At 64.2% G+C, this 24448-nt stretch carries 20 protein-coding genes; 5 read left to right on the plus strand and 15 right to left on the minus strand.

The features are described 5' to 3' along the window. The first annotated feature begins 88 nt into the window (after positions 1 to 88). A complete protein-coding gene (locus tag QQL79_RS21515; RefSeq protein ID WP_284394266.1) occupies positions 89 to 1381 on the plus strand; it encodes a bifunctional folylpolyglutamate synthase/dihydrofolate synthase in 1293 nt (430 codons plus the stop codon). 162 nt (positions 1382 to 1543) lie between these two features. On the opposite strand, the gene QQL79_RS21520 is transcribed toward QQL79_RS21515, so the two are convergent. The 11 genes from QQL79_RS21520 to rpmI form a co-directional block, all read right to left on the minus strand. Continuing rightward, positions 1544 to 3214 (minus strand): glycoside hydrolase family 3 protein, encoded by a 1671-nt coding sequence (locus QQL79_RS21520; RefSeq protein ID WP_284394267.1) that lies wholly within the window; start codon positions 3212 to 3214, stop codon positions 1544 to 1546. Positions 3215 to 3276: 62 nt separating this feature from the next. Further along, a complete protein-coding gene (gene trxA, locus QQL79_RS21525; RefSeq protein WP_284394270.1) occupies positions 3277 to 3600 on the minus strand; it encodes a thioredoxin in 324 nt (107 codons plus the stop codon). Between the two features lie 162 nt (positions 3601 to 3762). Beyond that, the gene (trxA, locus tag QQL79_RS21530; protein WP_035099248.1) at positions 3763 to 4086 is read right to left on the minus strand and encodes a thioredoxin; all 324 of its coding nucleotides are present in this window, start codon (positions 4084 to 4086) and stop codon (positions 3763 to 3765) included. Between the two features lie 83 nt (positions 4087 to 4169). Then, complete coding sequence (gene addA, locus QQL79_RS21535; protein ID WP_284394272.1) at positions 4170 to 7613, minus strand: double-strand break repair helicase AddA; 3444 nt, start codon at positions 7611 to 7613, stop codon at positions 4170 to 4172. Then, positions 7610 to 10621, minus strand: a complete 3012-nt coding sequence (gene addB, locus QQL79_RS21540) for a double-strand break repair protein AddB (protein WP_284394274.1) — start codon at positions 10619 to 10621, stop codon at positions 7610 to 7612. Before addB ends, addA begins: the two co-directional genes overlap by 4 nt. Then, on the minus strand, positions 10618 to 11310 hold the full coding sequence (locus QQL79_RS21545; protein WP_284394276.1) for a nucleotidyltransferase family protein: 693 nt from the start codon (positions 11308 to 11310) through the stop codon (positions 10618 to 10620). The genes addB and QQL79_RS21545 overlap by 4 nt, the downstream gene beginning before the upstream one ends. Before the next feature lie 142 nt (positions 11311 to 11452). Beyond that, positions 11453 to 13879 (minus strand): phenylalanine--tRNA ligase subunit beta, encoded by a 2427-nt coding sequence (gene pheT, locus QQL79_RS21550; protein ID WP_284394278.1) that lies wholly within the window; start codon positions 13877 to 13879, stop codon positions 11453 to 11455. 12 nt (positions 13880 to 13891) lie between these two features. After that, positions 13892 to 14935, minus strand: coding sequence for an ASCH domain-containing protein (locus QQL79_RS22545; protein WP_348523196.1), 1044 nt, complete (start codon positions 14933 to 14935; stop codon positions 13892 to 13894). A gap of 5 nt (positions 14936 to 14940) precedes the next feature. After that, complete coding sequence (pheS, locus tag QQL79_RS21565; protein WP_284394280.1) at positions 14941 to 16071, minus strand: phenylalanine--tRNA ligase subunit alpha; 1131 nt, start codon at positions 16069 to 16071, stop codon at positions 14941 to 14943. 109 nt (positions 16072 to 16180) lie between these two features. Then, positions 16181 to 16582, minus strand: a complete 402-nt coding sequence (rplT, locus tag QQL79_RS21570; protein WP_284394282.1) for a 50S ribosomal protein L20 — start codon at positions 16580 to 16582, stop codon at positions 16181 to 16183. 23 nt (positions 16583 to 16605) lie between these two features. Further along, positions 16606 to 16806 (minus strand): 50S ribosomal protein L35, encoded by a 201-nt coding sequence (gene rpmI, locus QQL79_RS21575; protein WP_035099236.1) that lies wholly within the window; start codon positions 16804 to 16806, stop codon positions 16606 to 16608. A gap of 296 nt (positions 16807 to 17102) precedes the next feature. Between rpmI and QQL79_RS21580 the strand changes: the two genes are divergently transcribed. Beyond that, positions 17103 to 17417, plus strand: a complete 315-nt coding sequence (locus QQL79_RS21580; RefSeq protein WP_284394288.1) for a hypothetical protein — start codon at positions 17103 to 17105, stop codon at positions 17415 to 17417. A gap of 56 nt (positions 17418 to 17473) precedes the next feature. On the opposite strand, the gene QQL79_RS21585 is transcribed toward QQL79_RS21580, so the two are convergent. Next, positions 17474 to 18994 carry an MFS transporter gene (locus tag QQL79_RS21585; RefSeq protein WP_284394290.1) on the minus strand — a complete coding sequence of 507 codons (1521 nt, stop codon included), beginning with the start codon at positions 18992 to 18994 and terminating at the stop codon, positions 17474 to 17476. A gap of 121 nt (positions 18995 to 19115) precedes the next feature. Here QQL79_RS21585 and QQL79_RS21590 point away from each other — a divergent pair, with 121 nt between their 5' ends. Continuing rightward, positions 19116 to 19658, plus strand: coding sequence for a TetR/AcrR family transcriptional regulator (locus QQL79_RS21590; RefSeq protein WP_284394293.1), 543 nt, complete (start codon positions 19116 to 19118; stop codon positions 19656 to 19658). A gap of 156 nt (positions 19659 to 19814) precedes the next feature. Here QQL79_RS21590 and QQL79_RS21595 read toward each other — a convergent pair whose 3' ends face one another. After that, complete coding sequence (locus tag QQL79_RS21595) at positions 19815 to 22004, minus strand: methyl-accepting chemotaxis protein (protein ID WP_284394294.1); 2190 nt, start codon at positions 22002 to 22004, stop codon at positions 19815 to 19817. A 141-nt stretch (positions 22005 to 22145) separates the two neighbouring features. Continuing rightward, positions 22146 to 22991 carry a glycosyltransferase family 2 protein gene (locus QQL79_RS21600; protein ID WP_284394295.1) on the minus strand — a complete coding sequence of 282 codons (846 nt, stop codon included), beginning with the start codon at positions 22989 to 22991 and terminating at the stop codon, positions 22146 to 22148. A 147-nt stretch (positions 22992 to 23138) separates the two neighbouring features. Here QQL79_RS21600 and QQL79_RS21605 point away from each other — a divergent pair, with 147 nt between their 5' ends. Both QQL79_RS21605 and QQL79_RS21610 read left to right on the plus strand, forming a co-directional pair. After that, complete coding sequence (locus QQL79_RS21605) at positions 23139 to 23558, plus strand: Hsp20 family protein (protein ID WP_284394297.1); 420 nt, start codon at positions 23139 to 23141, stop codon at positions 23556 to 23558. Positions 23559 to 23573: 15 nt separating this feature from the next. Further along, on the plus strand, positions 23574 to 23861 hold the full coding sequence (locus tag QQL79_RS21610) for a DUF1150 family protein (RefSeq protein WP_284394299.1): 288 nt from the start codon (positions 23574 to 23576) through the stop codon (positions 23859 to 23861). Between the two features lie 71 nt (positions 23862 to 23932). Here the strand turns inward: QQL79_RS21610 and QQL79_RS21615 are convergent, their stop codons facing one another. Beyond that, positions 23933 to 24400, minus strand: coding sequence for a PTS sugar transporter subunit IIA (locus QQL79_RS21615; RefSeq protein WP_284394510.1), 468 nt, complete (start codon positions 24398 to 24400; stop codon positions 23933 to 23935). Between the last annotated feature and the right edge of the window lie 48 nt (positions 24401 to 24448).

Here is a 24448-nt window from a genome sequence, read left to right on the forward strand (position 1 = left end):
TTGGCCCTAGCGTCAACGCTGCCCTTGAGGCGCAATCCGACCCATTGTAAACCCGGCCGGCCGTTCCGTGCCGCAATCGAGTCTGCCCATGTCCCGTACCGACGCCATTCTCAAGCGCCTTTCGATGTTGCATCCCAAGCTGATCGACCTCAGCCTTGAGCGGCTCAATCGGCTGCTGGACGATCTCGGCCGCCCCGATCACCATATGCCGCCCGTCATCCATGTCGCCGGCACCAATGGCAAGGGCTCGACCATCGCCTATCTCCGCGCCATGCTGGAGGCGGCGGGCAAGTCGGTCCATGTCTATACCTCGCCCCATCTGGTTCGCTTCAACGAGCGCATCCGGCTGGCGGGCAAGCTGGTCTCCACCCGCCGGCTCAATGCGGTGCTGGAGCGGGTCGAACAGGTCAATGCCGGCCAGCCCATCACCTATTTCGAGGTGACCACGGCGGCCGCCTTCGTGCTGTTTTCCGAGATCAAGGCTGATTACCTGCTGCTCGAAGTGGGCATGGGCGGCACCTATGACACGACAAATGTGGTCGAGCACCCGCTGGGCATCATCATCACCCCGGTCGATCTCGATCACATGGCATTCCTGGGCAATACGATCGGCAAGATCGCGGTCGAAAAGGCCAATATCATGAAGCGCGGCTCTCCCGCCGTGATTGCCCGCCAGGCAGAAGAGGGGCTCGCCTCGATCAATCGTGTCGCGGCCAGGCTGGGTGTCGTCCCCTTCGTTGGCGGCGAGGATTTCGACGCCTTCGCCCAGGATGGCCGGCTGATCTATCAGGACGATAAGGGCCTGCTCGATCTGCCGCCGCCAAAACTCATCGGCAATCACCAGTTCGAAAATGCCGGTGTCGCCATCGCTGCCATCCGCCATTTCGGCCTGCCGGTCGATGAGGCGGCCATGGCCCAGGGCCTGGGCGATGTCGTCTGGCCGGCCCGGCTCTCCCCGGTCGCGGGCAAGCTGCGCGATCTGTTGGGCCCCGGCGCCGAGCTCTGGCTCGATGGCGGCCACAATGCCCATGGCACGCGGGCCCTGGCCCGGGCATTGGAGGATATGAACCGCGCCCGTCCCGCGCCGCTGGTGTTGATCATGGGCATGATGAACACCCGCTCGCCCGCGGCGGTCCTCGCCCCTTTCGAAGGCATGGCCGAGCGGATCATCACGCTCACCATTCCGGGCGAGCCCAATGCCCATGAGGCTCGCTACATTGCCGAGGAAGCCAGTAAGGCCGGCTTCAAGGCCAGCGCCGCCAGAACCATCGAAGCCGCGCTTAAATCGGCCGCCACCACGCCCAATGCCCGGGTGGTGATCTCGGGCTCGCTCTATCTGGCGGGGCAGGTGCTGCTCAAGAACGGGACGTTTCCGGAGTAAACCGCCACCGGGCAGCGGGTCATGCGTCCCCTCCCCCTTGAGGGGAGGGCTAGGGTGGGGGTCTGCCTGCTCTTGCACAAAACCCAACGACCCCCACCCCGACCCTCCCCTCAAGGGGGAGGGAGGCGATAGAGCCGGCGCGCACGAAATGGGTCAAGCGTCTCAATATTTCGCCTGCTCACTCCCGCAAAACGCATCCACCGGGCTGGTCCCGGCAAATTCCGTCCGCCCCAGCAGCGCCTCCACCACCGCGGCCTGCAGCGCTTCGCTCGAGCCATAGGCATTGACATAGGTGGGCACGCGCGGCGCGTCATAGAGATAATAGGGATAGCCCAGGCTGATCATCAGGGTGGGGATATCGTGCCAATAGCGCGCCATGCCGTCGAACACGCTGCCGGTGAGCTTGACCCAATCGAGGAAAATCCGGCTGCGCGTCAGCACGGTCTCTTCGGCGAAGAGATAGAGTATCAGGTCATAATCCTTGGGGCTGACGCTCATGCCGGGTTCGAACAGGGTCACGGCAAACCCCTCCCGGTCCAGTCGCTCGGGGATGCTGAGCGGCAGTGGCTGCGGCACGAAGGGAATGACCGCGCCGCCTGAAAATACCAGCACGCGCTTGTGCCTGGCCGGTGACAGCGGCAAGAGGCCAGCCACATCCTTGACCAGGGTCGGCACCCGCCGATGCACGGCTTCGGCGATCTGCCGGTTGGCCCGGCTGCCCACCACCTGTTGGGCTGTTTCGAGGCTGGGCTGGCTGGGATTGCGATGCAGACCCAGCGCCGCCTTGAGCGCCAGCACCCGCGTCACCGCCTCGTCCACCCGCTCCTGGCTCAGCCGTCCATCCGCGACGGCTTTGACCAGCCGCATCAGATCGGCATTGGGGTCGTCCGAGAACAGGATCACATCGCAGCCGGCAATGATCACCTCGGGCAATACGCTGTCGCGTGGCCCCCAATCGCCCATGCCGGCCATGGGCGTGGCATCGGAAACAATGAGGCCATTGAACCCCAGTTCGCGCCGCAACAGGTCTTCATTCAAAATCCGGCTCAGCGATGCGGGGCGGTAGGCTTCCGCGCCCGCCTCGGGATCGAGCGCTCGCACAAAGGCGGGAAAGGCGATATGGCCCGACATCACGCTCATCACGCCTGCCTTGATGGCGGCGCGATAGAGTCGGCCGAAATTGCTTTCCCACGCCTTCATGGTCAGCGGATTGACCGTGGTCACCAGATGCTGGTCGCGGTCGTCATAGCCTTCGCCCGGCCAATGCTTGACCGTGGCGGCGACGCCATTGGCCTGGAAGGCAGCGATCTGAGCCAGCGCGTGCCGCTCGATCCGGTCCACTTCGCTGCCGTAGGATCGGGTGCCGACAATGGCGCTGCGGAAGGCCGCATTGATATCGATGACCGGGGTAAAGCTCCAATTGAGCCCCAAAGCATGGGCTTCCCGCGCCATGATGGCGGAAATGGCGCTGGTCGCTTCCACGTCGTCCACCGCCGCCAGCCCCAGCGGATTGGGCACGGGCGTACCGAAGGGCAGGCTCATGCGGCTGCCTTCGAGATCGGCGCTGACCAGCATGGGCACACTGCCAATGCCATCAAGGGCCTGCGCCAGCGCCACCTCGCTCGCCAGATCGCCCGAATAGATGCGGGTAATGCCGCCGGGCTTGAAAGCCCGCAATTGCTCGAGCACGTCGCCAGGCTCGCCCCGCGCCAGAAGCACGAAGAGCTGCGCCAGCTTGTCGCGCGGGGTCAGGCTGTCGCGAGTGGCATGCACCCAGGCCATGGCCTCGTCATCGAGGTTGAACGGGGCGGCGCTGAGATCGATTGGGGCCATCGGGCCTGTCTCCCTTAGTCTTTTTATGACTGGAAGCTATCAGGCCCGGTGATCTCCGCCAATCAGGCGGTGTGGCTCTCGAGCCACTTGGTCAGCTGAGCGCGCGACTGGCCTGCGCCCACTTTGACATCGGCCGGCTGGCCGTCCTTGAACACGATCATGGTGGGCATGGCGCGCACATGATATTGCGTCACGGTGCCGGGATTGCTGTCCACGTCGAGCTTGACGATCTTGACCTTGCCGGCCAGGTCGATTGCCACCTGCTCCAGGATCGGATCCATCGCCTTGCAGGGGCCACACCATTCCGCCCAGAAATCCACCAGCACCGGCTCGCTGGAATTCAGCACTTCGGCAGCAAAATCGGCGTCGGTAACGTGGTGGGCCATGATCATCTCCATCGGTAAAGAGCGATGGAGATTGCGCCGAGTCGGAGCAAATGAAAAGCACAACATGTTGTGTTCGTTACCGGGCCCGACCCATTCACATAGCGCAAACAAAAACACCGCCGGGTTGCCCCAGCGGTGTTCTGCAATTTCTAAAGCCAGCTGTTAGGCTGCGTGGCCTTCGAGCCACTTGGTCAGCCCGGCCTTGGGCGTACCGGCGCCGATCTTCATATCGGCAGCTTCCCCGCCCTTGAACAGGATCATGGTGGGGATGGAACGGACACCGTATTTGACGGTGGTGGACGGGTTCTCGTCAATGTTGAGCTTGACGATCTTGACCTTGCCGGCCAATTCGCTCGAAAGCTCATCGAGCACGGGTGCGATCGCGCGGCACGGCCCGCACCACTCCGCCCAGAAATCCACGAGAACGGGCTCTTTGGAGTTAAGGACTTCCTCGCCAAAATTGGCGTCGGAAACGTGTGTAGTCATGGGTTATGTTGCCTTATGGGTTGAAAGCGGTGGTCTCATTGCTCCCAAAGCTGGTGAGAGTCCAGCCTTGCTGCAAGCTTACGTCACCGCAAGGTGAAGCCCTTCGCCGCTTCGACAAGCAGATCAGACGGCAAAATCATTAACGATTCCAGTCCTGTCCATAGAATAGCCGCCTCCACGCTCCGGTCGGGGAAAAGCTGGCTTGCAACCAGCGCATACAACCCCAATTGCGTCAAATACGGCCCCGGCACATCGCCCGGCCCCCCGGGCACCGACATGTCGGACTTGTAGTCGATCACCATTAGTCTTGAGTCGTCAATCACCAGCCGGTCGATCCTTCCGGCCAACCGGATCGGCGCGCCATCCCGACATGCTTCCACTAGGAACGGCACTTCCGCCCGGCTATTGGGCGCGAATATCCCTGCCAGCTCCGGCCGCGTCAGAATGGACATGGCCTTGGCGCCAATCCGTTCATGCTGCCCCGCCGCCTCGGGCAGCAGCGCCATCAGCGCCTTGGGCACGATTGCGGGCCACAGTGCCCGGTCCACCCGCCCCAGATGCTGCAGCAGGGCGTGCAGCGCTATTCCTTCGCGCCGCGCCGCTTCGGCATCGCGCGCCTGTTGGGCCAGGCTATCCAGCGCCGCGACCGGCCGCACATGGCCACGGGCCGAGGAGGGGGAAACCAGCGGCACCGGCCGGGGCGCCGGCACGGCGGCAAAAGCCTGGGGCAGGCTTGCCGCCGGCACCGGGCTGGTGAGGCTTTTGACCGGCTGCGGCGCGACCCGCTCGCGCGGATAGATGAGGGCGGTTTCCTGGCCCTCCGCGTCATGCACGATCTCGGCCTCCGCACGCAGCGCCCGTTCGATCGCCTGATACCAGGTGCCTTCCAGCTGCCGCTCGGCCTTGGCAGCCGGCGTCAGCGCGCCGGTGACATAAAGCTCGTCCTCGGCCCGCGTCATGGCGACATAGAGCCGGCGCCAATATTCCTTGGCCAGATTGGTCTCGACCTGGCTTTTGACGCTCAGGCTCCCCGGCACATGGCTCTTGCTGCCCGAGGCATGCACCAGCAGCGGCCCCGGCGCCTCGGTCAGAAGATAAACCGGCCGGTTGACCTGATTGCCCTGCGGCTTGCTCGCCGCATCGGCCAGAATGACGATCGGCGCTTCGAGGCCCTTGGCGCCATGCACGGTCATCACCCGCACGCCATTGCCCGCTTCGGCCAATTCGCGCTTGATGGACACTGCGCTTTGTCGCATGGCGACGACAAAGCCCTGTAGCGAGGGCTGCGGTCCCTGTTCATGGGCCAGCGCCAGTTCCAGCAATTCGGCGAAAACCTCGTCCACTTCCTCGCCCAGCCGGGCATGAAACCGGCGCAACCCGCCTTCGGCATAGAGCACCTGGGTCAAAAATTCGAAAGGCCGTTCGAAGTCGAGTTCGCCCCGCCAGCGCGCGAGCGCCCGATGGGCTTCGACACAGCCCGGTGTGACCGCGGCCTCCAGCGCCTGCCACAGCGTCCGCCCCCGGTCGCGCGGCTGCGCCAGCGCAAACAATTCGTCCTCGTCGATATCGAACAATGGCGAGCGCAGCAGCGCCGCCAATTGCAGGTTATCGGCCGGGTTGAGCAGCACGTCGCAGAGCGCCAAGAGGTCCAGTACGGCAATATGGTCGGACACGGCCAGCCGGTCGGCGCCGGGCGTGGGCAGCCCGGCCTGCCGCAAGGCCCGGATCACCTCCTGAAACATCGCCCCGCGCGATTGCACCAGGATCAGCACGTCATTGGGCCGCACCGGCCGCCCGCGATTGGTCAGCGGCCGCTTGCTGTCGATCCAGCCCTTGATTTCCCGCGCAATGCGTTCGGCGACCTGACGCGGCGCGGTTTTTTCACCGCCTTCGGCCGGTTCCACCGGCCATTCCCTGGCATCGCCCGTCGCTGTCCCCTGTTGCAAGGGCGGCCATAGCCAGACGCTGCCCCCATTGGTCGGGCGGCTGGTATCGTGATGTACCTTGTCGCTTTCCAGCAGCGCATTCTGGATATTGGGGTCGTCGCTGACCTTGTCGACCGCTCGCAACACCTCGGGCAGGGTGCGAAAGCTCATATGCAGTCGTAGCGGCAGGAACGGCACCTCGACCTCGGCCGCGCGGCGCCGGAACAGATCACCCGTTTCCCCGAACAGGGTTGGTTCGGCCCCCTGGAAGGAATAGATCGACTGCTTCTGGTCACCCACGGCAAAGAGCGAGCGCAGGCGCGTGACGTCCCCGGCGCCATTGAAGAACTCGTCGGCAATGGCCCGCACCACCCGCCATTGCTCGGGATTGGTGTCCTGGCTTTCATCGACCAGAATATGGTCGATCCCGGTATCGAGCTTATATTGCACCCAGGGTCCCGCATCGGGATTTTCGAGGAGATCGCCGAGCTTTTCGACCAGATCGTCGAAATCGAGCAGCGAGCGGGCCCGCTTATGGGCCTGGTAGCGGCTGGCGATCAGCGCCACCACATCGAGCAGCGCCTCGCTGCGTTCCACCAGCAGTGCCGTGCTTAGAGCATCGACCAGCTTGCTGACCCGATCCTGCTCGGCTTCGAGCCGCGCCAGAATATCGGGCCGGTCCGCCTGCTGCTTGGCCGTCAGCAGCTTGCGAGCCGTGCCCTTGTCGGTGAGAAAGGCCGTGCGCAATTGCCCGCCGTCCAAAGCCGCGGGGTCGAGGCGCGCAAGGAGGTCGACAAAGCGGTTATTGCCGCTGGGATCGCCGCCAAAGAGCCGCACGATCTCCCTTATGCCTTCCGGCGTCAGCAGGCTTTCGCTGGTCAGCCGGTGCTGCAATTGGGCCGAGCCCACCCCGTCATGGCCCACCAGGCGCCCCAGATTGGCCTTGGCGCGGGGAATATCGGCGAGCACCGCCTTGAGTTTGCGGCCATCGGTCAGCGCCAGTTCGATCGCATCGCCCAGTGCGAAATCGCTCAATAGGCCAAACAGCGTTTCCACCGCCGCCGTGGCGCCTTCGCCACGCAGGCCCTGCGCCAGCACTGCCTCACGCGTCTGCGTCAGCAGCTGGATGCGTTCTTCATCCTCGATCACCTTGAAATCGAAGGGCACGCCCGCTTCCAGCGGAAAGCGATGCAGCACCGATTCGCAGAAGGCGTGGATGGTGACGATCTTGAGCCCGCCCGGCGTTTCCAGCGCCTGGGCGAACAAGGTGCGCGCCCGCTCGATCAGGGCCGGCCGATAGGCGCTGCCCTCGATATCCTTAAGCTCCCGCACCAGGTCGGGTTCGGGCAGAATGGCCCAGCGCGCCAGCTCCTTGGCAATACGGCCCCGCATCTCGGCCGCCGCCGCCTTGGTATAGGTGAGACACAGGATCGATTGCGGCGTGGCCCCTGCCAGCAGCAGCCGCAACACGCGCCGGGTCAGCACGAAAGTCTTGCCCGAGCCGGCATTGGCCGACACCCAGATGGAAAGGTTCGGGTCTGCCGCCCGCGCCTGATTGGTCCGGGTCTCGGCGGAGATGACGGGCTTGCCGCGCTCGCTCAAAACCCGTCCTCCTCGTCTTCATCCACCGCTGTCCATTCGTCGACCCGCGCCAGATGGTCATAGGCGCCGGCGAAACGCTGCGTCTTGAGCGGCAGGATACGGGCCGGCATCGGCATGTCGTTGAACAGGAAGAAGTCGACATGGCGCTGCATGCGCTCGACGATTTCGGCGGCCGCACTCATGATCGTATGGCCTTCGCCCAACGAGAAATCCCGGGGGCTGAAAGCCTCGGGACCCAGCCCGATCTTGATATAGGTCAGCCCTGAACTATCCGCCGCCGGCACGCCCGCCATGGCCCCGGCCCGCGCCATCTGCGCTTCGAGCAGCATTTGCGGAGCTTCGAACGCCTTCATCGCGCCGGGTGCCGGCAGCGAGCCTGTCTTGAAGTCGAGAATTTGCAGGCTCCCATCGACCATTTCATCCACCCGGTCGGCGCGCCCCTTGAGGGTGAAGCCGGTGGGCAGCGGCCAGAGGCCCTCGATTTCGGCATGGCGCCGCCGCACCGCCCCATTGCGCTCGCGCTCGAAATCGAGAAATTGCCGCGCCGCCGTCTCGAACCGCCGGAGCCAGATGTCGCGGCGTTCGGCAATGCCTTCGAGACCCGCAAACGCCTCCACCGCAAATTGCCGCAACAGGTCGATGGCATTGGCCGCCATCACGTCATGCCCCTCCTCGACGAAGCGGGCCAGGATATCGTGGATAATGGTGCCGCGTTCGCGCGCCTCGGGCGTTTCGCCCAGCGCATCGAGCGGCCGCAGCCCCAGCACATGGCGCGCGTAAATGTCATAAGGCGAGCGCAGCAGCGTCTCGATCTCGGTAACCGAGAGCTGGCGCGGCCTTGTCTCGACGGGGGGATTGGGCGCCGGCCTGCTGGCCGCCCGTGTCTCGGTCACCGCGTCCAGCCGCCGGGCCTGCTCCAGCCAGGTTTCGCCGCGTTTCTGCCAGGCTGCCACATTGTCCTCGCCGGCAAAGGCTTCCAGCCGTTGCACCAGCCGCGAGGGCAAAGCCGGGCTGGTGCCGATGCGGCCGGAATAGGCGATGATGATGCTGTCATTGCCCAGACCCTGGGCAAAGTCATGCGCCGCGAGGCCCTGCCGCCGCTCGGGCGGTTCCAGCCCCGCCGCCAGCCGCATGCCGCGGCTGAGCCAGGGTCCTGGATCGGCCGCCTCGGGCCATTTGTCCTCGTTGAGCGCGCAGAGGATCAACAGGTCCGGGTTCATCAACCGCGCTTCAAGCTGCCCCCAGATGGCGATGTCACTGCGCCGCTCCTCACGCGTCCGCACCTGGAACCCGGTCATCAGCGCGGCCAATACGCTATCGAGCCCGCGAGGGGGAAAGCTGTGCCCCTCTTCCGCTTGCGCCGCCATCTGGCTTGCCCAGTCGGCCAATTCCGTGCGGCCCGGAATTTCGGCGCCATCGGCCACCGCATCGAATGCCCGACAGATCGCCTCCGCCAGTGCCCCGGCGCTGATCCGGCTTTCCCCCATCAGGGCCAGCAACGGCGCCAGTGCCGCCTCGATACGGCCGAACAGCGCCGCGATGGCTTCCGCCTGCCGCTCATGCAGCCGCCGGGCAACATGAGCGGTCACCCCCGCGACATTGTCCGCCAGCAGGGCCCGCAGGCCCGCCAGCCCCGGATTGGGCCGCTGCCCGCGCAACAGGCCAAGCTCGATATCGTCGGCCAGCCGGGCAATGTCCGCGCGCGCCATGCCGAACAGGGCCGCCCGGTGCCGCAGCAGCGCCATCAGGTCCACCGGCGCGCAATTGCCGGCGGCCAGGGTCAATATCTGCCGCAGCAATCGTCCCGCCGCCGACTGGAACAGCGGCGCTCCCGCCGCGTCATCGACCTCGATATCGAAGCGCTTGAGTTCGGCGGCGATGCGGCGAGCGAGGTTCCGGTCGGGCGTGACGATACCCACGCTCTTGCCCCCGGCCAGCGCCTGCCGCGCCGCCAGCGCCACCGCTCGCCCCTCCTCATCCTCGTTGCGTCCGGCAATGATGGAGAGACCATCGCAGGCCATGCCGATTTCGAGCTGGGTCAATCTCTGTCCGGGCCAGCGCGCCGTATCCTTGGTCAGCGCCAGCGCGCGATTGACCAATATGGTGCGCAGATTGTCGGGCTGTCCCAGCTCGGTCACCGCATCGACACCGGCGCCCAGATGGCGCAGCAGCCGCGCCAAGCCATATTGCGGATGGCCATGGGGATTATTGGCCTCGTCGAGCAGGGCGGCATGATCGGCCTCGCTCATGGAGCAGTCGAGCCCCGGTAGCACCACTGCCCCGCGCGGCAACAGGTGAATAGCCCTGAGCAGCCGGGCCGTCGCCGGGATCGAGCCGGTCGAGCCCGCCGCGATCACCGGCCGATCGCCCCAGAGCAAAGGCGCAGCCTCGGCCTGCCGGTCAAGCCGCAGGCCACGCAGCTTCATACTGTCCTCGAGCCCTTTGGCCGCCAGCCGCTGCGGCCAATAGCTGAGCGCGATATCGAGAAAGGTCAGCGTTTGCTGCCAATAGGCGCCCAGCTCGCCGCCGAGTTCAGGCACAATGGCGCGGATATCGGCGGCGCTGCGCTCCTCGGTCAGTAGGTCATCGATGAGCGCACCCAGCGATTCGGCCATGGAGAGAATTTCGGCCGCGGTTGGCGGGGTCGAAAAGGCGCGCCGCCCATCGGGCGTCTCCGCCCAGGCCGCCACCAGCCGCGACAGCACCAGCCGCCGCTCCAGCGCCGTCGCTGCGGGGAGGGGCGCGGCGCTGTCGAACGGCGGCAGGAAGGGTTCCTCGTCGTTCACGTCGCCGCCAAAGGTGCGGATATCGGGCAATAGCCCGTTGCCGCGCCGGGCAAATTCATCGGCCAGCGCCAGCCGGGCCCGCCGTGTCGGCACGACGATGGTGACATCGCTCAGCCAGAAAGGGCTCGATTGATCCCAGCCGCCCAGCAGCGTGCCATCCATCACCCGCTCGGCCAGCGTGGCGAGAAACCGCTCATGCGGCGGTATGGAATAAAGGCTCATCGGGCCAGGAGCCGCTCGGTCTCGGCCAGCGCCTTGGGGTCGCCCACATGGTACCAGTCGGCATCGAGCGCCACGCCGAACAGGGCTTCGCGTTCCAGCGCCGCCTCGAAAATCGCGTTCAGGGAAAAGGCCTCGTCCGGCACGGCGCTGAACCAGCTTTTGCCCAAAAGCGCCACCCCGCCATAGATCACCGGCGCACCATAATCGCGGGTGATCTGTCCTAGTGGGTCCAGGCAAAAATCATGGCTGCGATCAAACCCGGTTGCCTGCCGGGGATGCACGCAAAGCAGCACGACGGCCTCGTCCTCCCGCTCGAAGCGCCCGATCATCCGGCCCAACGGCCGGTCCTGGCCTTCCGGCCAGAAGGCATCGGTATTCATCACGAAGATGGGGTCCGAATGCAGCATGGGCAGCGCCCGCTTGACCCCGCCCCCGGTGCCCAGCAACTCATCCTCGCGGCTGACCTTGAGCAGCCCGCCGAAATGGGCCAGCACCTGATCGGCCCGGTAATGCGCATTGGCCACGAACCGCTTGGCGCCCTCGGCCCGGGCATTACCCATGATCCGCTCGATCAGCGGCACGCCATGAACCGGCACCAGGGGCTTGGGCAGGCTCTCGGTCACCGGCCGCAACCGCGTGCCCAGGCCCGCCGCCAGCAGCATAACATCGGGGAATCGGGGTTCGCTCATGGCCGGATTTGACTGGTTCGCCCCGGCTTTGTCCAGCAACGTTCCCGCTGTTGGGCACTATCTCCCTACCCACAGGATTCAGTAGTCCTCCCCATCAAGGGGAGGGTGAACCCGGTGGGTATGGCGAGATGTAGCCCTGAGCCTAAGCCCTGAGCACCCCGCCACTCGCCTTGGTCACCGCGGCCACCACGGAGGCGGAGACCTTGTCGATCTCCTCATCGGTCAGGGTCTTGTCCAAAGGCTGCAATGTCACCTCGATGGCGACCGACTTCTTGCCCTCCCCGACATGGCTGCCTTCGAACACGTCGAACACGCTCACATCGGCGATCAGGCCCTTGTCGGCCCCACGCGCCGCCTTGAGAATGGCCGCGGCACTCACGCCCTTATCCACCACAAAGGCGAAATCGCGCGACAGCGGCATCAGCCCGGAGAGGGTCAGCGCCGGCTTGGTCCTGGTCGCCTTCTTGCGGGCTTCGGGCAGGGCATCGAGATCGAGTTCGAACGCCACCACCGGTCCTTCGATATCGAGTTCGGCCGCCCAGGCCGGATGCAGCTCGCCAAACCAGCCCAAAGTCACCTTGGGGTTGAGCGCAATGCGCCCGCCCCGGCCTGGGTGGCTCCAGGGCGCCGGCTCGGCAAAAATCTGCACCTTGTCGATATCGAGGCCCAGCGCATCGAGCAGCGCGCCGAGATCGGCCTTGGCGTCGAATACGCCGACCGCTTCCGCCTTGCCGTTCCAGCGCCGCCCAGCGCCATCGAGCCTGGCCGTGCCGGTGCGGATGCCGGTGGCATAGGTATGCTGCCCGTCCGGCGCATCGCTCAAAAACACCTGGCCCACTTCAAACAGCGCCAGATCGGCTATGCCGCGATTGGCATTGCGCCGCGCCGCTGCCAGGAGGCCCGGCAGCAGCGAGGGCCGCATGTCCGTCATATCCGAGGCGATAGCATTGGCCAATTGCAGGCTTTCCTGCCCGCCACCAAAGCGCACGGCCTCGGCATGGGGAATGAACGACCAGGTCACCGCCTCGTCGAGGCCACGCGCCGCCAGCGCGCGCCGCGCAATGCGGCGGCGGTTCTGGATATTGGTCAGCATGCGCTGGGCAACATGGTTGAGGCGCGGCAGCGGCTCGACGGGCACATTGTCCACGCCCACCATGCGCATCACTTCTTCGACCAGATCCGCCTTCTGCGTCACATCCGGACGCCAGCTCGGCACCTTGACACTACGTGTCTCGCCATTGCCCGAGAGCACGAAACCCAGCGATGTCAGGATCGCTTCGATCCGTTCGGCTCCAAGGTCCAGCCCGGTCAACCGCCCGACTTCGCGCAGCGGGAATTCGACAACTGTGTTGGGGAACACGTCCTCGCCCGAAATGGCCGGCTCCATCGGCTCGCCGCCGCACAGCTCCAGCACCAGGCGCGTTGCCAGTTCCAGCCCCGGCTCGGTCAGCGCCGGATCAACCGAGCGCTCCAGCCGATAGCGGGCATCCGAAACGATGCCGGTCTTGCGGCCGGTGCGGGCCACCAGTTCGGGGTCCCAGCTGGCGCATTCCATGAACACATTGGTTGTGCCCTCGGTCACGCCCGAGCGGATGCCGCCCATAATGCCGCCCAGGCATAGCGGGCCGGCATCGTCGGCAATCACCGTCATGGTCTCGTCCAGCGCATAGACCTTGTTGTCCAGCGCGTCGAATGCCTCGCCCGGTTTGGCATTGCGCAGCAGCGGCGCGCCAACAATCTTGTCGGCATCATAGGCATGCAGCGGCCGTCCCCAGCCCAGCGACACCAGGTTGGTAATGTCTACAATGGTATTGATCGGCCGCAGGCCCACCGCCCGCAGGCGCTGCTGCAGCCAGTCCGGCGAGGGCCCATTGCGGACACCCCTGATATAGCGGCCGGCAAATTTGCGGATGGTCTTGGGTTCGTCATCGGCAAAAATCTGCGGCAGCGGCGCAATCGGGCTTTTGCCCTTGGAGGGTACCGGCGACATGTCGGTCTGCTTCAACGTCCCCAGCCCGAACGCCGCCAAGTCCCGTGCCACGCCATAAACGCCGGTGGCGTCGCCGCGATTGGGGGTGATGGCGATGTCGAACACCACGCCATTGATCCCGGCATAGTCGACATATTTTGCGCCGATCGGCGCATCGGCCGGCAGCTCGATAATGCCGTCATGGTCGTTGGAGAGTTCCAGTTCCGCCGCCGAGCACAGCATGCCATTGGACGGCGCCCCGCGAATGCTGACCCCTGCCTTGAGCTCGAAATCCTTGCCCGGAATATAGGTACCGGGGAAAGCGAACACCGATTTGAGGCCCGTCCGGCAATTGGGCGCACCGCAAACCACGTCGATCAATTCGCCCGTGCCGGCATCCACCTTGCAGATATTGAGGTGATCCGAATTGGGGTGGCGTTCGGACGAAACCACATGGGCCACGACAAAGGCCGACAGCGCCTTGCCCTGGTTTTCGACGCCTTCCAGCTCCAGTCCGACCGAAGTCAGCGCCGTGCCGATCTGGTCCACCGAAGCCGTGGTGTCGAGGTGCTCCTTGAGCCAATCGAGGGTGAATTTCATTGTTTTGGCACCTTAACGGAAATCGGACTTGCTGCCGGTGATAGGGGGCAGCGCACGGGAAATCTTGAACAATTCGACCAGCACATGGGCAAAGCCCCGCGCATCGTCGATGGCTTTGTGGGTATGGGCGATATGGCCGTAAAACTCGGCCGGCAGCTTGCTCATGCCCCAATCAAGATAGGGCGCGCCGCGCAGGGTGCCGGCCATGGTATAAAGGCAGATGCCGCCGCCACGGAAAATCTGGCGCGTCTTGAACGGCCCGCTCAGCACGCGCGTCCCGGCAAATTCGTCCAGGTAATGGTCCATCCACAGCCCGTCGAAAATCATCGGCGCCGCGACAAACACCTTTGGTCCCGGCAGGCTTTCCACCCAATCGGCAAAGCGCGGCATCACCAGAGCGGGCGCCTCGGCATTGGCCGTGGTTGCTTCCCACGCCTCGGGCTGGGTTGCCCACCAGGCCATGGTCTGTTCGTTCGTGGTCCGGTCCGGCCGTTGGGTCAGCTGCGCCTCGAATTCGCCATGCAGCGTGCCATCGGCCTCGATGGCGACCGAAGCAAAGCTCAGCATGGAATTATGCAGCGGCGTCGGCCCATCGCTCTCGATATCGGTGACGATGAAGATCGGGCTCGCCACCTGATTATAGAGCGCCCGCCCGGCCGCCAGCACTTCGATCAGCTTGAAGCGCTCGCAGACCACGTCCATCTCAGGCGAAAACCCGCCATTGCGCGTGAAATAGGCTTCATGCTCGGCGCGCCATTGCGCATAGGGGCCTTCGCCTTCAAGATCGGAAAAGCTGGGCTCGACGTGGTCAAAGCGCCTGATCTCAACCGACAGCGTCTCGATCACCGCCGCCGGCTCGCCTGCGCCATTGAGCACCACATCGCGCCGTCCCGCCACCGGCATGGCTTCCTTGCCCTGCTGATAATCGCGCAGCGCGCCGCAGGTCGCGGTCTTCTTGCCGGCCAGCACCAGGCCAAGCAATTGCTCGTTCAGCTCCGGCGAGTCGCCAAAGCTGAACGTGATGGCATCGGTATAGGGAGAGGGCAGATTGGCCATTGGCTTTAGCTGCTCAGCCCCCCGAACAGCGTCGGCAGGTCGAGCGGGCGGAAGCCGTAATGATTGAGCCAGCGTTGGTCGGCATCAAAGAAGGCGCGCAGATCGGGCATGCCATATTTCAGCATGGCGATACGGTCGATCCCCATGCCCCAGGCAAAGCCCTGATAGACATCGGGGTCGAGCCCGGCATTACGGATGACATTGGGATGCACCATGCCGCAGCCCAGGATTTCGAGCCAATCGCTGCCTTCGCCGATCTTGACCTCATTGCCCGAGCGGTCGCATTGCACGTCCACTTCCATTGAGGGCTCGGTGAAGGGGAAGAAGCTCGGCCGGAAGCGCAGCGTCACATTGGGCACTTCGAAATAGGCCTTGAGGAATTCCTCCAGCACCCAGCGCAGCTGGCCGATATGGCTCGACTTGTCGATCACCAGCCCCTCGACCTGATGGAACATGGGCGTATGGGTCTGGTCTGAGTCATTGCGATAGGTGCGGCCAGGCATCACCACGCGGATCGGCGGATCCATCGGCGGCGTCAGATAGCTGGCGGCCGGCTTTTCATTGGTCTTCTGCATCACCCGCATCTGCACGGGCGAGGTATGGGTGCGCAGCACTTTTTTGACGCCATCGGCGCCCGGCTTCATGAAGAATGTGTCGTGCATTTCCCGGGCCGGATGGCCTTCGGGGAAATTGAGCGCGGTGAAGTTGAAATAATCGGTCTCGATATCGGGCCCTTCGGCGATCGAGAAACCCATGTCGGAAAAGATCGCGGTGATCTCGTCAATGGTCTGGCTGATCGGGTGAATGCGCCCACGCGCCGTCGGCGCCGGTTGCAGGGGCAGGGTGATATCGACCGTCTCGGCCTTGAGCCTGATATCGAGTGCCGCCGCCTTGAGGGCTGCGCTCTTGGCCTCGATCAGCCCGGCAATTTCCTGCTTGAGCCCATTAATGGCCGGGCCGGCGCTCTTGCGGTCTTCCGGCGCCATGCTGCCCAGCGAGGCCAGCAGCGCCGAGACGCTGCCTTTCTTGCCGAGAGCCGCGACGCGCACGCTGTCCAGCGCCGCCTCATCGCCGGCATTGGCAATGGCGGCCGAAAGTTCGGTGCGGAGGGTATCGATCTGGCTATCGAGGGACATCTAAAGGCTTCCAAATGAACTGCGGGCGTTAGACCAAAACAAAACGCCTCGCGCCAGCCCTTTCGGGATAGCGCAAGGCGTCAATTTGGGCCTCAGCGTAAGCGAGGTATTAGGCGGAGACGCGCTCGTGGGTCGTCTTTTCGACGCCTTCGAGATACGCCAGAGCTGCCTTGGCCTTTGCGACCAGCACGCCGAACGCTTCAGGCTGGGTGATCGCCAGATCGCTCAGCACCTTGCGGTCGACGGCAACCTCAGCCTTGCTGAGGCCGTCGATAAATCGGCCATAGGTCAGGCCGTGATCGCGCACGGCGGCATTGATGCGCTGGATCCACAGCGCGCGGAAATTGCGCTTCTTGACGCGACGATCGCGATACGCGTACTGGCCGGCCTTTTCGACGGCCTGCTTGGCGATACGGATCGTAGACTTGCGGCGGCCATAATAGCCCTCCGCTGCCTTCAAAACTTTTTTGTGGCGGGCGTGGTTGGTAACGCCTCTTTTAACGCGTGACATGTGTCAGCTTCCTTTTCAGCGTTTTAGCGGTTGTACGGCATGTACCACTTGACCAGACCCTCGTCGCCCTTGCTGAGGATCTTGGTGCCGCGGTTGGTGCGGATGTACTTTGCGTTGTGGTTGATCAAACGGTGGCGCTTGCCTGCGACACCAGCCTTGACACGACCGGTCGCTGTGAAACTGAAACGCTTTTTCGCGCCAGATTTCGTCTTCATCTTGGGCATTTTGCGGGTCCTTTAGAGTATTTGGATGGATTGGGGCCCATCGCATTCAAGAACCGCCACGGCATGCCTGTTGGCCGGGCGGTCCGGAGAAGTGGGCTCTATAGGGGCAAAGCTGCCCCAAGGCAAGGCCCACTGTGCCGCCGGGTTCCATTCCTTCGCATTAGTGCGTCCAAACACCGCGTTCACGCGCCAGTGTTCAGAAAATCGCACCTATCGTTGAAACTTTTTGGTCCGCCCAAGCGTAATTCCTTCCGACTTCCAGACGACGTGCCTAAATCTAACCAAAGGATTTTATTATGAAAATGTTCAAGATCATTGCCATTTCGACCGTGCTTATCGCCGGCGCTGGCGCAGCTTCTGCCAGCCCGTTCAACGCCAATGGCGGCTATACCGCGCTCAATGCCATCGGCACGGCCCAGTTCGCCAATGTGCAGAAGGTCAATGCCGGGGAGGCCTCCAGCCTCAAGTTCGACACTGATACTGCCGCGCTGCAGAGCCGCCTGAGCAATAATGCCCAGCTGACCCGCGCCATTGAAGCGCAGGGCTATAGCGTGAGCGATATTGTGGGCATCGATGGCACCTCGGCCAATCTGACACTCTACGCGCTGTAATTGCTTGGCGGGCAAATAAAGGGCGGCTCCATTCGGGGCCGCCCTTTATTTTGCCTTTAGTGCTGCCTGGCAACCACGGCGGCAGGCTCGCGATAATTGCGCAGCGCGATCAGTACCGCGATGGCCAGGATGCCGATAAGGCTGGCCGCGGTCAGCAGCACCGTGCCATGGGCGCTGGAAAAGGCTTGCCGTGCCGCCGCTTCCAGCGCCAACCCTTCGGCGCCGCCCAGGCCCTGGGCCGCCACCATGGCCTCTCCGATCGAATGCAGTGCCCCTTCGGGCACCTGTCCGGCAAGGGTCTGTGGCACGATCATGCCCGCACCATAGCTGGCCGCCAGCAGCACGCCGAAAAAGGTAATCCCCAGGCCCGCACCCAGCTCATAGCCGGTAGCCTCGAGCGAGCCTGCGGCGCCCGCCTTTTCAGCCGGCGCACTGCCCATAATGGCGATGGACGAAGCGGTGAGCCCGATGCTGAGCGAAAGGCCCAGCAGCACCATGCACACAATCACGCCCAGGCCCGGCTGGTGGAAATCGCTGACGCCCAGCCCTGCTAGCGCGGCTGCCGAGACCACCAGCGACGCCACCGCCACCAGCCGCAGGCCCAGCAGATTGGTGAGATATCCCGCCAGCGGTCCGCCCAGCGCCGAGGCCACTACCAGCGGCAGCATGAACAGTCCGGCTTCCAGGGGAGACTTACCCACCACGAATTGCAGCTCCTGGGCAATTGTCAGTTCCACGCCCGCCAGCGAGCCGGACACGACCAGCGCGATGATCATGCCCATGGAAATGGCCGGCCGGGCAAAGAGAGCGAGATCGAGCATGGGCGAAGCGGCGGTCAATTGCTGGCGCGCAAACCAGGCCAATAGGCTCAACCCCATGACGAGCGTCGCCCCGGTCACCAGCGGTGAAGACCCCGTTTTGAAGCCCGATTTGACCGCATAGACCGTGGCGATCAGCCCGCCGATCAGGATCAGCGCCTGTCCGATGGTCCAATTGCCGCCACCCTGCGGCTTGCGCTTGGGCACGGCGAAATAGGCCAGCGGCCACACCACCAGCATGATCGGCACATTAACCAGAAAGACCGAACCCCACCAGAAATGCTCGAGCAGGATACCGCCGGCCAGCGGCCCCAGAGCCGCGCCGGCCGAGCCCACCGTGCCCCACAGGCCCAGCGCGATGGCGCGTTCGCGATCGTCCTCGAAGGTCTGCCGGATAATGGCGAGAATGGAGGGCATGACCATGGAGGCGCCCAGGGCCAGCAGCACGCGGGCGCCGATCAACAGCATCGCGCTCGGCGCAAAGGCGGCCAGCACCGAGGCGACAACGAAGATCGCCAGCCCCACCAGCATCATGCGGCGATAGCCCAGCCGGTCGGCCAGCGTGCCCATCGGCACCAATAGACCCGCCATCATCAGCGGATAGATATCGATGATCCACAAGATTTCCGTGCCGCTGGCGCCCAGGGCGAGCGTGAGCGAGGGCACGGCGATATGCAGGATCGTCATGTCGACCACGATAGGGACGAAGGCCAGCATGACGGCGACCAGGGTGAGCCAGCGATTGGCGGACCAAGACATCGAAAACCTCTTTGCGCTAGGCGCGAATTCCATTGTTATAGGACAGCGCACCATATATATCCGTCCAGACGGTTTGAAAAGAGGGAAGTGTTTTGAAAGGTAAGTGTTTGAGAGGCAGGTCATGGGCCGACGTCAGACGATAGATCGCGGTGCGCTGCTTGATGCGGCCGAACATGTAGTCTTGCGCGATGGCCCCGCCCATCTGACCATCGACGCGGTGGCGGCCGAGGCCGGGGTCAGCAAGGGCGGGGTGCTTTATGCCTTCGCCACCAAGGACATTCTGATCGACGCCATGCTAGCCCGCGTCGTGGCCGAGTATGACGAATTGGCCGAAGCCTTTCTCGCCAAGGCGCCGGACCATTCCGAACGCCATATCCTGGCCCATGTGCAGGCCAGCGCGGGCGCCGATCCTGCCAGGGGCAGCCGCGCCGCTGCCCTCATGGCCAGCTTCATCCGCTCACCCCAATTCCGCAAGGAAACCATCGACTATTACCGGGGCCTCTTCGCCCATATCGATCCCGCAACCGAACGCGGCCGTCGCGCCCGCCTCGCCCTGCTGGCCGCCGAAGGCGCCTTCGCCCTGCGCGGCTTCGGTCTCCACCCTTTTACCGATGCAGACTGGCAGGCTATTCACGATGATATTATTGCGGTGTTGTTGAGCTGAGGGGTTTTTTGGCAAGCGGATACCCCCTCCTAGCCTCCCCCTGATAGGGGGAGGGACCGCCTTGTGGTTGGAGCTGGATCGAGCCTCAAGAGTGGAGAGATCCCTTCCCCTATCAGGGGGAGGCTAGGAGGGGGTACTCCGATCTAACGGCCCCCCTTACGCCACCAGCCTTGCCACCCCACGCCGCGTAAACGCCCCCACAATCCGATCCAGTTCGCTCGCCTGGGCCTGGGTCTGTTCGATCGCCGCATTGGTTTCTTCCACCAGCGCGGCATTGTGCTGCACCACTTCGTCCATCTGGCGCATGGCCATGCCGACCGTCTCTACCGCCCCCGCCTGGCTGCGGCTCGATTGGGCAATGGCCTGCATATGTCCATTGTCCTTGTCCACGGCGAGCAGGATCGTATTGAGCGTGCGCGCCGCTTCCTCGACCAGCTTGGAGCCCGCCGCGACCGCTTCGGCCGATTGCCCCGTCAGCGCCTTGATATCGGCCGAAGCCGCCGCCGCCGATTGCGCCAGCCGCCGCACCTCCACGGCCACCACGGCAAAGCCGCGCCCCGCTTCCCCGGCCCGCGCCGCTTCCACCGAGGCATTGAGCGCCAAGAGGTTCGTTTGGAAGGCAATGTCCTCGATTACCCCCGTCACATTGGAAATCTTGCCCGAGGCCTGGGTAATGCCTGCCATGGCCTCGGTCACCCGGGCCATCACCACCCCGCCGTTCCGCGCCAGCGCCGCCGAAGCCCGCGTACTGGCCGCTGCCTGTTCGGCCTGACCCGTATTGACGACGATATCGTCCGATAGCGCCCGCACGGCCTGGCTCGTAGTCTCGATAGCAGCGATCTGCCGCCCCGTGCGGGCCGAAAGATCATTGGCCCCGGCCAGGATTTCGTCGGTGGCGCGGCGCAGCGCTGTCGACGCCGCCCCGATCCGATTCATGGTTTCCGCCATGGTCCGGGCCAGGGCATTGGTATCGGCCTTGAGCTGGCCGAAGGCCCCGGCATAATCGCCTTCGACCCGTCCGCCCAGCTCCCCGCGCGCCAGCGCCGAGAGCACCGATCCGGTCTCGTCCAGCCCCCGTACGACCGTGGCCACCAGCCGGTCAAGGCTGCGGGCAAAGCCATTGAGCTCATCAAGCCCGTAGTCGGAAGCCAGCCGCCGCCCGAAATCGCCTTCGCTCGCGGCCGTTACTACCGCTTCGACATCCCGCTGCAGCGCTGCGCGCAATTGCGCGGTTTCGAAGGCCTGGTCCATATCGGCCTCGCGGCGGGCCTGTGCCGCACGCACTTCCAGCCCATTGGCACCGAACACTTCGAGCGCCCGAGCGATCTGGCCCAGCTCGTTGCGTTGCCCGGCCTGTGGCAGTGTCACGGCGAAATCGCCCTCAACCATGCGGCCCATGGCCACCGACAGCGCCTTGATCGAGCCCGACAGCCAGCGGGCAATGACCATGGCCAAGGCCACACCCGCCACCAGCGTCACCAGCCCCGCGACCAGCGCGCCCAGGCTGATGGCCCCAGCCTGGCGGTCGGCATCGGCTTCCAGCATGGTCTGTTCCCGTGCCGTAGCTGTCGCCAATTCGCCCAGTGAAGCGGCAATGCTGGCATCGATCGCCGCGGCGTCCTGCGCCAGCGTCTCGCGCTCCAGCATGCGGGCATGCACCTGCCCGATCATGCCGGCATAATCGGCAAGCTGGCCCATGACGGCGTCGACCGCCTCGAGGTCACTGGTCTTGAAGAACGTGCCACGCAATGCGGTAAGGGTCGCCTGGGCCTGCCCGGCGCGCTCGGTCACCGCCGCAAGGCCTTCGCCCGCCGGATCGGCCAGCAGAGCGTCCACCATCAGCCGCAATTCCAGCGCCTGCTGCATGGCCAGACCCGAGATCGCTGCCGCCTTGGCATTGAGGCTGCTCGATTCGGCTCCCTGGGCGATCAGGCGGCCCAACGTATCGGTGGTGGTAAGGCCGCTCTGCTCCATGGCCGCGCTCAGCCCGGCAATATCGGCATCATGCGCCACCATGGCGTCGACAATGCCGCTATAGGCGCCCAATTGTTCCTTGATCGCGTTGTCGTGGCTTTCCAGCGCTGCAAGCAGGCTCTTCGCCCGGTCGGCATCGGCTGCTGCATGGTTGAGCTGGTAGCGCGAAAAGGCCAGCCGCGCCTCCGATAGCCCGCTGGTCAGTTGAGCGACGGCGCCGGCATCCTGGGCCGCCTGCCGGTATTGCCCGAATGTCGCCCCGCTCAGTTGCACGCCCCCGATGGCGATGGCCATCAGCAATGCCATCAATCCGATCAGCGCGCCGAAGGCCGCATAGATGCGCCCGGCAACCGAAAGTCGCGAAAATCCCATTATCGAGCCCCAGCAAAGCTTTCTCGTCCGCTCTGCCCCTATCGGCCAGGGGTTAAGCCTTTGAGAATGCTTTCGTCATGCCAATTTCACAAAGCCGGGCAAGGCCCGGCCGGCCCGGGGCAGGGCGCCGGATTATGAAATTTATGCCGCGGCGTCCGCCAGCATGGGCTGCAGGTGATCCTCGAATAACAGGCCCGGCTTCGCCGCCAGCGCGTCGCCATAAAGCTTCTCGGCCTCGAGCGAGATGCGCAGGAAGCGGGCAAGCCCGGCCGCATCCTCGTCCGGCAGCCCATAATAGCCCGCTTCCACCCGGCCCAGTATCGCGGTCTTGCTGGCAATCATGCCCGCCGCGACATTGGCGCCATTGCTCATCGAACTGGCGCGTTTGACATAGTCATGCAGCGGCGTTCCCAAATGGTAGGATACCGGCACTGCCCGGTAGAGCTGCAGCAGCAATTCCAGATCGGTCATATTGCTCAGCGTGGTGTTATAGCGGCCATCGGTCCGCCGCCGGTCCCAGATCACCATCGAATCCATGGAAAGATTGAGCCATTTATGGGCGCCGGCCTGCACCAGCCGGTCCGGCCCCGCCGCCACATGGCGCAAATGCGCGAAACTGTCGGTCATCACATCGAGTGCGGTGGTGACAATGGCGTGATCGCTCAGCGCCGCCATGGCCAATGCCAGCTTTTCCGGCTTGAAACGGTCGTCGGCATCCAGGATCGCCGCATAGGACGCCGTACTGGCCTCGAGCGCCAGATTGCGCGCCGCCGAAGCTCCGCCGCCCACTGTCCCGCTCGATAGCTGGACAATGCGCGGGTCGGCAATGCCTTGCCGGCCCAGCAGCTCGGCATAGTCGGTGCCGTCATCGCTGACGATCAGCAATTGCCAATGCGGATAGGTCTGCGCCAGGACGCTGGCAACGCTCGGCCCGATCGTGTCCTGGGCCTTATAGGCCGGCATGATGACGGCAATGGTTTCGCTCATTTCTCGTCAGCATCCGTTCATCATCGGGGGCGGCATAATACCGGACTTGAACCGGGAGAGTGCCTGTCCCATATCTTGCTCAGGCGCCGGATGCCACTCTCTTCGGGTCCAGTGCCAAGACGTTGCTTGTGACCAAGGACGGCGTAGATGTCGCGTATTTCGGTATTTTCCGCCCCATTTCTCCTCGGCTTCGATGCTTTCGAGGAGCGAGTCGACCGGCTGGCCAAGTCCGCCGACGGCTACCCGCCCTATAATATCGAGCGCACCCAAGATGAGCAGGGAACCGAACGGTTCCTGGTTTCCATCGCGGTCGCCGGTTTTTCGGTCGACGAGCTCGAAGTGATCGCCGAGGACAACCAGATTGTCGTCCGCGGCCGGCAGAAGGACGAACCGGGACGCCAGTATCTGCACCGCGGCATAGCCGCCCGTCAGTTCCAGCGTTCCTTCCTTCTGGCCGATGGCATGATCGTGAAGGATGCAACTTTAGGGCACGGTATGCTCGTTGTTGCTCTGGAGCGCCCGCAAGCGCCAAAGATCGCCCGACGTATCGATATTCGCTCATTATGAGGAAAGGGCCGACAAATGTATGAAAAACGCAACGATGCGCCCGCAGCGGACGCTCCCGTCCATCCCCTTCGGGGCCTCACCCCGGCCCAGTTCATGGCGCTGGGCGGCGATGCCGTCGTCTATGTGCGCCCGGTGAGCGGGGAAACCCTCTCCCATCTCATTGTTGATGCCCAGTTCGAACAGGACGAGCTCTATCAGCTGGTCATGTCGGCCGATGGCACCCCGCTTCTGGTCACCGACACGGCCGATGCCGTCGCTGAATGGCTGGGCGACAAGAATCTGGGCCTGGCAACGGTCCACTAGCTCAGGCTGCAAGGGCTGAAAATCAAAAACCCCCGGATCGTCTCCGGGGGTTTTTTGTCTCATTGGTGCTTTCAGGCGGCGTAGCTGCCCTCGAGCGGGCTGGTCAACACCTGATAGAGCTTGTGCGGGTCGTTGGTCCGCCGCAAATCGTCTACCACGCTTTCGGTGCGCAGTAGCCGCGCCACCCGCGACAGAGCCTTGAGGTGGTCGGCGCCAGCCCCGGCCGGAGCCAGCAGCATCATCACGATATCCACAGGCTGGTCGTCCACCGCGTCGAATTCGATCGGGTTGTCCAGGCGCGCGAACACGGCGGTCACCCCATCGAGCCCGGCAATCTTGCCATGGGGAATGGCAATGCCATTGCCCAGGCCCGTCGAGCCGAGTTCTTCCCGGCTGGTGATGGCAGCAGAGATGTCATCGACCGGTCGCCCGGTCATTTCGGCTGCCTTTTCAGCAAGCTGTTCAAACAACTGGCGTTTTGATTTCAGGCTCGTGCAAGAAAGCACTGCCCGTTCCGCCAGGATATCGGACAATTCCATAAAGTCTGCCTTGACTACTGTTGCGCTCAATTGTGGCGCCGGGCGCGT

The organism is Devosia yakushimensis, from assembly GCF_030159855.1.
GTDB lineage: Bacteria > Pseudomonadota > Alphaproteobacteria > Rhizobiales > Devosiaceae > Devosia > Devosia yakushimensis.